The sequence below is a fragment of the Acinetobacter sp. Root1280 genome, assembly GCF_001425285.1.
Classification (GTDB): domain Bacteria; phylum Pseudomonadota; class Gammaproteobacteria; order Pseudomonadales; family Moraxellaceae; genus Acinetobacter; species Acinetobacter guillouiae.
The window spans coordinates 1-12,514 of sequence record NZ_LMED01000017.1; the positions used below are offsets into that span (position 1 = coordinate 1).

Consider the following 12,514-nt stretch of genomic DNA (forward strand, 5'->3'; position numbering starts at 1 on the left):
GAAGTGAAACCTCTTAGCGCTGATGGTAGTGTGGGGTTACCCATGTGAGAGTAAGTCATCGCCAGCTTTTAAATCTAAAACACCCCGATCTTTAGCGAGATTGGGGTGTTTTTTTATGCGCGGTGTTGATGGGCTTAATGAAAGAGATCTAGTTATATTAAGCTAATTGGTCAATGATTAAGCTTATGCATTGATGAAACTGAACTTATTTTCTGTATTTCTCATCATGATCATCATTGAAGTGAAGATATAGAAAGAGTTGAGCTATTGAACCAGTCGTTTCTTTATGCTAAAAATTAAAGTATTACGATAAAAACAGTTAATAATATGTTGATTTTCCAATTTTTCTTTACAGATTATGATGGTGAAGAGGTTTTACCCACTCAAAATCAGTATGCATCTATTGATGAAATCATAGAAATAATGCAATCTGTCTTAATCAGGCCAGAAAACTTTTTAGGGGTCGTTGATAAAAATGATCGTACTTTACAGTTTATCGTCAATGATGATTATTCATTAGATGCAGATATTCCTGTTCCTGATCAAAAAGGCTCTTATACAAAAACAATAAGTTTGCATGAAGCGGTTAAACTGGTTCAAAAACAAACTGAACTGATTCAAATTGATACTATTGAAGGAATGGCTTTTATGAAGTGGTAAGTCTTTTACTTTAATTGTTTTAGTCTATTCAAAATAAAAAAACCTCAGACATCCATGCCTGAGGTTTTTTGTATTGGTTCTGAGGTATAACTCCTGTCGTACCTTTCGCTATCCTGCGTTATTGTCCTATCTTATTCTTGTTTTTAATGGAAACTTCCTGTTTCCTGATGTGTTTATAATATTAAAATTTAGCTGTTCTGCCTATACGCATAAATCGGCAGACCATGTAAGAAAAAGCTTACATGATCATAAACGGGTATTCTCTATTAAAAATGGGCATTTAAACCAATATAAGGCCCTTTAAAATTAAACTTCATATCACGGTTATCTAAATCACTGAGTTCGATATTTAAAACACGGTAACCCACTTTGGCACCAAGATCTAAAACAATAGATTTAACAAAATCATATTGAATTTCAGCCTGAGCATCCGTGATTTTTACATCATTGACATTGGTATAAGTCGCCTCAGCTTTTGCACTTAAACCTGTAAATGGTAGTTTTGCGCCAGCCTCTGCATAAAGGATCGGTGCATATTCATCAACATCAACATTTTGTGAAAATTGCTTTACAGTACCGTTGAGTTTAGTTGCCCCGACACCGACATCAGCTTTTACAATGTTGTCTAAGATTTCATAGTAAAGAATAAGATCTGTATGGTCTAAATCAATTTTAGTTTTAGCAAACTCATTATTAGACTCAGTTTCAGTATCTAACTTGGTATATTTTAATTTTACATTGGGAATGATTGGAATCGGGTGCTCAAAAGCAACAGAGGCTTGAATCGTGCCTTTGGTATCTAAATCATGTTTTGCGTTTAGTCCAGTATAAGGATCTAATAATAAATTATCTGTCCCCGTTTTGTTGGATAGACTGGATGTTTTGTGGTTGATTTGAGAATCTCCACCAATACTCCAATAACTAATATCACCTTTTAAACCAATAAAATCAGCTTGAGCAAATGAACTTAGACCTAGGGTTGCGATAAATAAGGGTAATTGAATAGATTTCATATGTCCTTCTTGATGAAATGATTTTTCATCCTATATTTTTGTTACTTAAATACATTTCAATACTGTACCAACTGAAGGCATGATATAGGGGTTTATCAAATTTTGCATTATTAAAAAGATTAAATCGAGGGTGTAGGATGAGTGATTCTATTGATCAAGCAGTGATTGAATTCCCACTTTATGTCGCCAATAAAGCGATTAAATCAGGGCAATGGCTTGAAGTTCATGATAAATTTTCGGGGAAAATTTATGCAAAAGTGGCTTTAGCGGATGCAAAAATTTTAGAAAAAGCCATCAGCGCAGCTGTGAAAGCAGAGAAAGAAATGGCTGCTTTAAAACCATTTCAGAAGCAAAAAATACTGTTACATTGTGTTCAGCGCTTTAAAGAGCTTCGTGAAGAATTAACCCAAATTTTAATTATCGAAGGTGGAAAGCCTAAACTTGCAGCAGCAGCTGAGGTTGAAAGGCTGATAAATACTTTCCAGTTAGCGGCAGATGCGGTCTCCACAATCAATGATGGTCATTTAATGCCTTTGGCTGTTACCGCTGCGGCTTCTGCATATCGGGGGATGGTACAACATGTGCCGATTGGCGCAGTGTCTCTGATCAGTCCGTTTAATTTTCCTTTGAATTTAACAGCACATAAAATTGCACCAGCAATAGCAGCGGGCTGTCCATTTGTATTAAAGCCGGCAAGTTTGACGCCAATTTCCGCATTAAAAATCGCAGAAATTTTGGCTGAAACAGATTTACCAAAAGGCGCATTTTCAATTTTGCCTTGTCCACGAGAGCATGCTGATGTGCTAGTGACGGATGATCGCTTTAAGCTGCTCAGTTTTACCGGTTCTGATCAAGTAGGTTGGGATATGAAAGCACGTGCTGGTCGTAAAAAAGTAACCCTCGAATTGGGGGGTAATGCAGCTGTTTTAATTGAACCTGATACAGAAATAAGTGATGCATTGATTGATCGAGTGATTGGTGGTGCATATGGGCATGCGGGGCAGGTGTGTATTAGTGTGCAACGAATTTTAGTCCATGCTGATATTTATATAGAATTTAGAAAAAAAATCTTAGCAAAATTGAAAAAAGTATCTGCTGCAGATCCACATGTAGAAACCACGATAGTGGGCCCAATGATCAAGGAGGCAGAAGCGATTCGTTTAAAAAAATGGGTAGATAAAGCGGAGAAAAAGGGTGCGAAAATCTTAATTGGTGGCACTTTAAAAGGGGTTTTATTCGAGCCAACTTTGCTTGAAAATGTCGATGAATCTCTTGAAATTTATCAAAATGAAGCATTTGGCCCTGTGGCAATTTTAGAAAAATATAAAACATTTGAGAAAGGTATCGAACTGATTAACCAAGGTCGCTTTGGTTTACAAGCTGGTGTATATACTCAAAATCTCAATAAGATGCTTTATGCATGGGATCATCTACATGTGGGCGGGGTAATTATCAATGATATACCCACCTTCAGAGTTGATAATATGCCATATGGTGGTGTGAAAGATTCGGGTTTAGGTCGTGAGGGAATTCAGTCTGCAATTGGTGATATGCAGGAAGAGCGCTTACTTGTGATCAAACAATAAGTTAATATTCTAAGGGGCTACGGCTCCTTATTTCTTTGAATTTTATATATAGAGTTAAAAAATGATAATAAAATTTTTCAATTCATTATTTTTAATGGTTTTGCTTTGCTTACAGAGTGTGCAAATTTGGGCATTTCAATCTGAAAAATTGGTAAATGATGCACGTTCTCAGATCTGGAAAACTCTTTATTATGATCCTGCTTATACTCAATTGTCCTATCCAATGGGTGATGTTCCATTGATCAAAGGCGTATGCACAGACGTGGTTATTCGCGCCTTACGCAATCAAGGTATAGATCTGCAACAACGTATTCATGAAGATATGAAAGCCAATTTTAAAAAATATCCACAAAAATGGGGTTTAAAAGCAACCGATCGAAATATTGATCATCGACGGGTTCCAAATATCATGACCTATTTTCAGCGTCAAGGTTATCAAGTGAATGATCAAAAGTATCAAGCAGGTGATATCGTGGCATGGGATTTAGGTAAAGGTTTAACCCACATTGGTATCATTTCAAATAAAACCACAATGTTATCAAAAACACCTTTGGTTATTCATAACATTGGTTCTGGAACACGTGAAAATGATATTTTGCATGAATATAAAATCATTGGGCATTATCGACTACCCAAGAGGGTCAATTAGAAATAGGCAATTCCAAGCAAAATAGCTAAAAATTAACCATGTGTGATGAAAAGTAAAAAAAACATGGGAAAATGGACACAAATTACAGAAAAAGCGCTGCAAAACGAGTATTGTTACAACATTAAACAGTAATTTTGTTGATGCACTTTAACCGAGAAGTTTGCAAAGTTACTGGTTTGGAATAATAACAAAGGACCCAAAAGGTGCTGTTTTATTCAAACAACAAAATTTAAAATTGGTACTTCTTTTGCTCGCAGATCACAATGAAAAAAAGCAGCATTTGAGGACATCTACAGAATTAGGTGTTTTATGACAGAATCTCGTGAAAACTGGACATCACGATCAGGTTTTATTATCGCAGCTGTTGGATCGGCTGTCGGTTTAGGTAATATTTGGCGCTTCCCTTACATTGCTTATGAAAACGGTGGTGGCGCTTTTTTAATTCCATATTTAATTGCACTTATCACTGCAGGTTTGCCACTGTTATTTTTAGACTATGCGACAGGGCATAAAAGTAATACTTCACCTCCTAAAGCCTATCGTGCTTTATTTAAAGGGGGCGAAACTTTAGGTTGGTGGCAAGTCTGTGTCTGTATCATTATTGGTTTGTATTATGCCAGCGTACTGACATGGGCTGGCAGTTATGTTTATTTTTCTGTAGGTCAATTGTGGGGAAGTGATCCTGAAAACTTCTTCTTCAATACCTATTTACAAACTTCAAAATCAACAAGTTTTGATTTTCAGTTTGTTGGTCATTTATTTTGGCCAATTGTGGGAATTTGGGCATTAACACTGATCATCTTATTTGGTGGTGTGAAAAAAGGGGTTGAATTATCCAATAAAATTTTCATGCCTCTACTGTTTATTCTGTTTACTATTCTTGTTATTCAAGCTTTGCGTTTACCAGGAGCGGTCCAAGGTTTAAATGCTTTCTTTACACCGAACTGGGCAGCAATGTGGGATTATAAAGTATGGCTTGCAGCATTTGGTCATACGTTCTTTTCACTCTCTGTTGGCTTTGGGATCATGGTGACTTATGCCTCGTATCTTAAACCAAAAACCAATTTAACAGGCTCTGGCCTCATTGTTGGTTTTGCCAATGCGTCTACTGAAATCCTTGCGGGTATTGGTATCTTCGCGGCACTGGGCTTTATGGCATTTTCAGCAGGCAAGCCTGTAGATCAAGTGGTCAGTGGTGGTATCGGCTTGGCATTTATTGCTTTCCCTAAAATCATTTCAAGTTTAGGGACTGGTGCGGATTTATTCGGTTTACTGTTCTTCTCTTCTTTATTTGTTGCAGGGATTTCTTCAATGGTGAGTATCCTTGAAGTGCCGATTGCAGCGATGCAAGATAAGTTAAAATGGGGACGTAAAAAAGCCGTAAGCATCATTGGCGGTGGTAGTGCACTGGTTTCAATTTTCTTATTCTCTAGCGTGAACTCGATTAAACTGGTGGATATCGTCGATCACTTTATCAATAACATTGGGATTATTGGTGGTGCATTATTGTCAATTATTTCGATAGCATGGTTTAAACGTTCGGCATTGATGGAGTTACGAGATCATGTGAATCGTATTTCAACCGTGCAACTTGGTAAAGGTTGGGATTTCACTTTAACTGTAATCACATCTTTAATTTTGCTGGTCACTTTAACTATGACAGTTTTTAGCTTGATTAAAAATGGATACGATACCTATAGTTCAAGTATGTTGATGTTCTTTGGTTGGGGCAGTGTGATTTTCTGTGCTGTTATTGCTTTAGTCCTTAGCAAAATGAAAGATCGATAGGAGCGTCAAAATGAATACTTCTGCAATCGTGATGATGATTATTTCAATGGTATTTTTATGGGGTGGGTTGATTTTATCGATCCTACATTTGATGAAAAATCCTGAAGAACTGGATGAAGTTCTGGAAGAAGTCAAAGATCACCATACGCTTTAAACTTGAGTCAAAAAAAAGCAGGCGAATTAGCCTGCTTTTTTAATGCATTTTTTAAGCCGTTTTATGAATTCGGCAATAATAGAAACCATCACCATGATGCGCTTCAGGCAACAATTGACGACCATGAATTTGTTCTATTCCCCAGTTTGCGTCAATCTTGATTTCTTCAGCATCTGCATGCTCAGCAAAAAACTCGACCATCTGCTGTTCATTTTCAACTTTCAGAATTGAGCAGGTAATATAAAGTAATGTTCCACCAACTTTAAGCTGCTGCCACATATGCTTTAAAATTTGCGTTTGCAGATCGACCACTTGTTGAATATCTGTAGATTGACGCAATAAGCGGATATCAGGATGACGACGCATAACACCAATAGCAGAACAAGGTGCATCCAATACGATGCAATCGACCAACTCTTTAGGCACCCATGTTGTAGCATCTGCTGTGATGATTTCAACTGTTGCATCAACATTTAATTCAAGGCGTTCCAAGTTTTCTGAAACACGCAATAATCGTTTAGCATCATGATCAAGCGCAATTAATTTTTTAGGATTGAAGCGCTCTAAGATATGAGCTGCTTTACCACCCGGTGCTGCACAAGCATCGATAATGACTTTGTCATCTAAGTTGGGTAACAGTGTTGCACACAATTGAGCATGTTCATCTTGAACAGAAAACCCGCCTTCTTCAAAGCCTGGTAAATGAGTAATATTACCCGTTTGTTCCAGAACAATACCAACATCTGAAAGTGTACAAGGACGAGCATCAATCTGTTCTTCATCTAAAATATCAAGATATTCATCACGACTAATTTGACGTTCATTGACACGAAGTGTTAGTGGAGCGACTTGTTTTAAGTTTTGACAGATTTCAGGGAGTCGATCAGCCCAATCTTTTTTAAGTCGTTTGAACAGCCAGCTTGGTAAACCATGGGTATTATTCAAAGCCGTTTGAAACTCAGTTGTTTCACGTGAAACACGACGAAGGATGGCATTGACCAAACCACTCATCGGTTCAAAACCTAATTGTTTCGCTGCATTGACAGTTTCTGAAATCGCCGCATGTGCAGGAATACGGGTGCATAAAATCTGGTATAAACCCAAATATAAGCAACTTTCTAGTGCTTCATTGTCTAACGGTTTTGTGAGCAAGGGTAAGGTAATTGCTTTTAAAGAATACCACTGACGTAAACAGCCCAAAGTAAGCTCATGGTATAAACCACGATCACGTTCAGAAACAATATTGATATGTTGGTTTAAAACGGAAGCCAAAGACTGTCCATTTTGAACAGCTAAAAGTGTTTTGACCACTTGTGCGCGCAAATTCAAATTTTTTGCAGATGATTGAATTTGGCTCATGCGAATATATTTCCTACTGAAAGTTTATGGCTTTGTATAATTTGTACAGGGTTAATGGCTTTACCACCTGGCCATTGTAGGCTAGTCAGACAAATCACACCATCTCCACACAGCACATGTACACCTTGTTTGTTCATTTCGATAATGGTTCCGGGTGCTTCGCCATTGGCTGTAAGGTCTGAAATTTGAGAATTCCATACACGTAAATTATTGGTTTCATCTATTGGTGTAAATGCGACTGGCCAAGGATTGAATGCCCGAATATTGCGATCAAGTTCAACTGCTGATTTAGTCCAATCAATTTGTGCTTCAGCTTTTGTGAGTTTATGTGCATATACCGTAAATTGTTCATCTTGCACTTCACGTGCATCTAAATATTGTTGTAATTTTTGTTCTGATTCTAAGACCACGCAAATTGCTTCAGCGCCTTGAATCGCAAGTTTGTCATATAAAGTCGCTGAGGTTTCTTCTACTGTGATTGGGCACACTGTTTTAAAGATCATATCACCTGTATCTAGTCCAGCCGCCATTTTCATGATTGTTACTCCGGTTTCAGTGTCACCTGTTGCAATGGCACGCTGAATCGGAGCGGCACCACGCCAACGTGGTAGCAAAGAACCATGAATATTTAAACAACCATAGCGCGGTGTATCTAATACGGCTTGAGGCAAAATTAAACCATAAGCCGCAACCACCATTACATCTGCGCCCAAAGCTGCTAATTCTTGTTGAGCCGCTAAGCCTTCGTCTGTCGATGCTTTGAAATGAAGTGGTTGATAGACGGGTAAGTTGTTTGCGAGCGCAAGTTGTTTCACGGCTGAAGCTGTCATTTTTTGTCCACGACCTGATTTGCGGTCGGGTTGAGTATACACAGCGACGATTTCGTGATCAGTTTCAATGAGTGCTGCTAAAGCAGAAGCTGCAAATTCGGGTGTACCTGCAAAAATGATCTTCAAAGGTTATGCTCAGATTAAATTTTAAATTGAATTATAGCAAACCTGATTATGCGGTGGCGTTTTCAAATGAAAATACGGGTTTTTCTATGTAAAAAATAAAATACGATCAATTGTATATTTTGTTCAGATCATCTATCTGCTTTGAAAACAGTCAGCAGATGTCTTTTACAATACCCTTAAAATTCGCGTAAGTCTAAATTAACCAATATCCATTTTTAAAATAAATATCACTTTTTAAAATAAAATTTTTCACTTTAAATTGATAGAAATAGATCTTATTTTTAACTTAATCTAAATAAACAGATGGTTTAGAAATTGAAACTGGAGTTATTGTGACAAATTTCGCAGTAAAAAATTGTTAACTGAATAAGCATAGGCAGTTAATCGGAATTTAACAATTTGTCAAATGTAAACTAAGTCTCACATTATTTTGATAAATGTGACAAATTTTGTCACATGCTCAATTTAAGAACAATATGTATTTAATAAATCTTAATGTTTTTTGATTGATATATAAATTGCTGATTTATAGGTATAAAATTTATAAAATGTGTGATTATTTTGCTTTTTATTTAAAAGTTTAGACCATGTGTTTAAAAAAACAAAATAAGTGAAATATATCTCAATTTTTCTATTGATTTAAATGTATGTAAATTGTTAAATAAAAAAAATTGTACATTTTATATGCATTATTGATGCGAAATCAGCGGCTGTAATGCACCTCCTAAAGGAAAAGTAATATGAATAAGATCTACAAAGTGATTTGGAATGCGACTTTGTCGGCATGGGTTGCAGTTTCTGAATTGGCAAAAGGGAAAACCAAGTCTTCAAAAGTAACTGGAATTATTGGGGCAGCAACAGTTAGTTTGATGATCACTTTTTCATCCGATGTAACCGCGAATGTTATAAATACAGATTCAAATAATTGTATAATTGGCTCTAATGGGATTGTCGGTACTATAAATCCTGGGACGACTGGTGGCCAGGCAACGGATGGTTCTGGTACATACTCTACTGTTGCTGGTTGTAATGCTAAAGGTAATGGTCTTTCGGCTGTAACTGCATATGGAAGCTTTGCAGAAGTTACGGGTAATGCGGGAACGGCTGTGGGGCATAATAGCCAAGCCAATGCTTTTGGTACGGCTGTTGGTGTAGAGAGTCGAGCAACTGGAGTAGGTAGTACGGCACTTGGTGAAGGCAGCCAGTCAACAGGACAAAATGCTGTAGCATTAGGTGGAACGGCTACAGGTACTGCTAATGGAAATGTTTTATCAGTTGCTAATGCAGTTACTGCTTCTGCTAGTGGCGCTGTTGCTATTGGTGGTAATGCGGTTAAAGGTGCGCAGTCTGCTGGAACTGATGCTGTTGCAATAGGTGCACAGTCTGCAGTCTCAACGGCAGGAACAGGTGCAGTTGCTTTAGGTGCAAGAACGAATGCAACTGCGAGTGGCGCTGTTGCTATAGGTGATGGGGCAAATGCATCTATTGCTGGTAGTACAGCACTGGGAGCAAGTACGACAACATCAGCATCCGTAAACAGCACCGCTCAAACGATTAATGGTAAATCTTACACTGCAACGGGTACAGCGAGCACAGGTGTTGTGAGCGTTGGTTCAAGTACAATAAAAAGACAAATACAAAATGTCGCAGCGGGTCAGGTTACAGCGTCTAGTACCGATGCAATTAACGGTAGCCAATTATTTAATACCAATACTGAGTTGGCCAAGGTAGCAACAGATACAGCGACGGCTTTAGGTGGTGGGGCTACAGCGGGTACAGCGGCAGGCGGTATTACTGCTCCAAGTTATACAATCACAAAAACAGATGCATCAACAACAACAGTTAATAATGTTGGTGCTGCAGTGAGTGCATTAAATGCTGAAGTGGTTAAACCAATTACATTTACAGGAACAACTGGAACAACGAGCCAGAAATTAGGTTCATCTGTTGCAGTGATTGGGGATAGTAAAAATATTTCTACAGCGGTTACAGCAAACCAAATTAAAGTTTCGATTTCTGACAATCCTACATTCACATCAGTTACAACAGGCAATACTGTTCTTAACAATGCAGGTGTTACAGCAGATCAGGTTGCAGTTGGTGGCGTTGTTATCAATAAAACAACAGGTATTAATGCCGGCGGGTTAGCGATTACCAATGTTGCTGCACCAACAGCAGGTACAGATGCGACAAATAAGACTTATGTTGACTCTAAAGCTGCAGCATCAAAAACTGAAGTTACAGGTGGAAGCAATATAGCAGGGGTTACAAAAACTACAGGTGCAAATGGTCAAGATATTTATACGGTTAATGCCAATGGTACTACCGCATCAGCAGGCTCATCAGCTGTCACAGTGACTGCGGGAACTAAAGATGCAAACAATGTTACTGACTATAAAGTTGACCTTGCAACAAGCACCAAAACAGATATTCAAAAAGGTGTAGATGCGAAGACAGCTGTTGATAATACTGGCTTAACCTTTAAAGGTGATACCGCAGCGACAAGCACTACGAAGAAATTAGGTGATACGGTTTCCATCACTGGTGATACGAACATTAGTACAGTCGCGACAGCGAATGGTGTACAAGTTAAGTTAAATCCAAACTTAGATTTAGGCGCAGCTGGTAGTGTTAAAACGGGTAATACCACTATTAACAATGCAGGTGTTACAGCAGATCAGGTTGCAGTTGGTGGCGTTGTTATCAATAAAACAACAGGTATTAATGCAGGCGGGTTAGCGATTACAAATGTTGCTGCACCAATAGCAGGTACGGATGCGACCAATAAAACCTATGTTGACTCTAAAGCTGCAGCATCAAAAACTGAAGTTGCAGGTGGAAGCAATATCGCAGGGGTCGCAAAAACTACAGGTGCAAATGGTCAAGATGTTTATACGGTTAATGCCAATGGTAGCACCGCATCAGCAGGCTCATCAGCTGTCACAGTAACTGCGGGAACTAAAGATGCGAACAATGTTACTGACTATAAAGTAGATCTTGCAGCAGCGACTAAAACAGATATTGCTAAAGGTGTTGCAGCGAAAGCAGCAGTTGATAATACAGGTTTAACCTTTAAAGGTGATACCGCAGCGACAAGCACTACGAAGAAATTAGGTGATACGGTTTCTATCTCTGGTGACACGAATATTAGTACAGTTGCAACTACCGATGGCGTACAGGTTAAGTTAAATTCAAACTTAGATTTAGGCGCAGCTGGCAGTGTCACTACAGGCAATTCTAAGTTAGATAACAGTGGATTGACGATTACAGGTGGTCCAAGCGTTACGAGTACTGGTATTAATGCAGGTAATAAGACCATTACCAATGTTGCTGCGCCAACAAACAATACAGATGCAGCCAATAAAAAATATGTAGATGATGCTGGTGCAACATTGACAAACTTGGGCTTTGGTTTAAAAGCACAAGACGGTACGACTGTTAACAAGAAGTTAGGTGAAGCAGTTGATATAGTCGGTTCAAACAGCAATATCACGACTAAAGTAAATGCAGGTAAAGTGGAAGTTGCGTTATCGAATGCATTGGACTTAGGCGCAGCTGGTAGTGTCACTACAGGTGCAACTGTTATTAATAATGCAGGGATTACAGCAACACAAGTTACAGCAAATAAAGTAACAGTCAACAATGCACCAACAGCAGGTACAGATGCGACCAATAAAACCTATGTTGACTCTAAATCTGCGGCATCAAAAACTGAAGTTGCAGGTGGAAGCAATATAGCAGGGGTTGCAAAAACTACAGGTGCAAATGGTCAAGATATTTATACGGTTAATGCTAATGGTACAACAGCATCAGCAGGTTCATCAGCTGTCACAGTGACAGCAGGAACTAAAGATGCAAACAATGTTACTGACTATAAAGTTGACCTTGCAACAAGCACTAAAACAGATATTCAAAAAGGTGTAGATGCGAAGACAGCGGTTGATAATACTGGCTTAACCTTTAAAGGTGATACCGCAGCGACGAGCACAACTAAAAAATTAGGTGATACAGTTTCCATCACTGGTGATACGAACATTAGTACAGTTGCGACTACTGATGGCGTACAAGTTAAGTTAAATCCAAACTTAGACTTAGGCGCAGCTGGCAGTGTCATTACAGGCAATAGCAAGTTAGATAACAGTGGGTTGACGATTACAGGTGGTCCAAGTGTTACGAGCAGCGGTATTAATGCAGCAAACAAGAATATCAGTAATGTTGCTGATGCAACTACAGATGATCAAGCGGTCAACAAAGGTCAGTTAGATGCAGCGACTACAGCATCAAGCAGTAAGACCGATACTTTAGGTAATAGCACTGCAACGAACTTGGGCGGTGGATCAAAATATGAC

The 12,514-nt window shown here is 38.5% G+C and carries 9 protein-coding genes; 6 read left to right on the top strand and 3 right to left on the bottom strand.

Annotation, left to right across the window (positions count from 1 at the left end; genetic code table 11):
* Positions 1 to 327: 327 nt before the first annotated feature.
* Entirely contained in the window at positions 328 to 660 is a 333-nt protein-coding gene (locus ASC84_RS13940; RefSeq protein WP_056515731.1) for a hypothetical protein, read from the top strand.
* A 266-nt stretch (positions 661 to 926) separates the two neighbouring features.
* On the opposite strand, the gene ASC84_RS13945 is transcribed toward ASC84_RS13940, so the two are convergent.
* Positions 927 to 1,673 (bottom strand): TIGR04219 family outer membrane beta-barrel protein, encoded by a 747-nt coding sequence (locus tag ASC84_RS13945; RefSeq protein ID WP_004718904.1) that lies wholly within the window; start codon positions 1,671 to 1,673, stop codon positions 927 to 929.
* Between the two features lie 137 nt (positions 1,674 to 1,810).
* Here ASC84_RS13945 and ASC84_RS13950 point away from each other — a divergent pair, with 137 nt between their 5' ends.
* The 4 genes from ASC84_RS13950 to ASC84_RS22390 all read left to right on the top strand — a co-directional run bounded on the left by ASC84_RS13950 (position 1,811) and on the right by ASC84_RS22390 (position 5,850).
* Positions 1,811 to 3,259 (top strand): aldehyde dehydrogenase family protein, encoded by a 1,449-nt coding sequence (locus ASC84_RS13950; RefSeq protein WP_056515734.1) that lies wholly within the window; start codon positions 1,811 to 1,813, stop codon positions 3,257 to 3,259.
* A gap of 61 nt (positions 3,260 to 3,320) precedes the next feature.
* Positions 3,321 to 3,908, top strand: coding sequence for a DUF1287 domain-containing protein (locus ASC84_RS13955; RefSeq protein ID WP_056515737.1), 588 nt, complete (start codon positions 3,321 to 3,323; stop codon positions 3,906 to 3,908).
* Between the two features lie 309 nt (positions 3,909 to 4,217).
* Positions 4,218 to 5,696, top strand: a complete 1,479-nt coding sequence (locus ASC84_RS13960; RefSeq protein ID WP_056515740.1) for a sodium-dependent transporter — start codon at positions 4,218 to 4,220, stop codon at positions 5,694 to 5,696.
* Positions 5,697 to 5,706: 10 nt separating this feature from the next.
* Complete coding sequence (locus ASC84_RS22390; protein WP_004718897.1) at positions 5,707 to 5,850, top strand: methionine/alanine import family NSS transporter small subunit; 144 nt, start codon at positions 5,707 to 5,709, stop codon at positions 5,848 to 5,850.
* Positions 5,851 to 5,901: 51 nt separating this feature from the next.
* Here ASC84_RS22390 and rsmB read toward each other — a convergent pair whose 3' ends face one another.
* Together rsmB and fmt are read right to left on the bottom strand one after the other, a co-directional pair.
* Positions 5,902 to 7,209, bottom strand: a complete 1,308-nt coding sequence (gene rsmB / locus ASC84_RS13965; protein ID WP_056515743.1) for a 16S rRNA (cytosine(967)-C(5))-methyltransferase RsmB — start codon at positions 7,207 to 7,209, stop codon at positions 5,902 to 5,904.
* Complete coding sequence (fmt, locus tag ASC84_RS13970) at positions 7,206 to 8,165, bottom strand: methionyl-tRNA formyltransferase (protein WP_056515755.1); 960 nt, start codon at positions 8,163 to 8,165, stop codon at positions 7,206 to 7,208. Before fmt ends, rsmB begins: the two co-directional genes overlap by 4 nt.
* 740 nt (positions 8,166 to 8,905) lie before the next feature.
* On the opposite strand from fmt, the gene ASC84_RS13975 reads away from it, so the two are divergent.
* Positions 8,906 to 12,514: ESPR-type extended signal peptide-containing protein (locus ASC84_RS13975; RefSeq protein WP_264753253.1), on the top strand; the 3,609-nt coding region annotated here is incomplete at its 3' end.

Bases quoted from the DNA above. Each gene is read 5' to 3' on its own strand.
- ASC84_RS13940 (WP_056515731.1), top strand. From the start codon at position 328: ATGTTGATTTTCCAATTTTTCTTTACAGATTATGATGGTGAAGAGGTT.
- ASC84_RS13945 (WP_004718904.1), bottom strand. From the start codon at position 1,673: ATGAAATCTATTCAATTACCCTTATTTATCGCAACCCTAGGTCTAAGT.
- ASC84_RS13950 (WP_056515734.1), top strand. From the start codon at position 1,811: ATGAGTGATTCTATTGATCAAGCAGTGATTGAATTCCCACTTTATGTC.
- ASC84_RS13955 (WP_056515737.1), top strand. From the start codon at position 3,321: ATGATAATAAAATTTTTCAATTCATTATTTTTAATGGTTTTGCTTTGC.
- ASC84_RS13960 (WP_056515740.1), top strand. From the start codon at position 4,218: ATGACAGAATCTCGTGAAAACTGGACATCACGATCAGGTTTTATTATC.
- ASC84_RS22390 (WP_004718897.1), top strand. From the start codon at position 5,707: ATGAATACTTCTGCAATCGTGATGATGATTATTTCAATGGTATTTTTA.
- rsmB (WP_056515743.1), bottom strand. From the start codon at position 7,209: ATGAGCCAAATTCAATCATCTGCAAAAAATTTGAATTTGCGCGCACAA.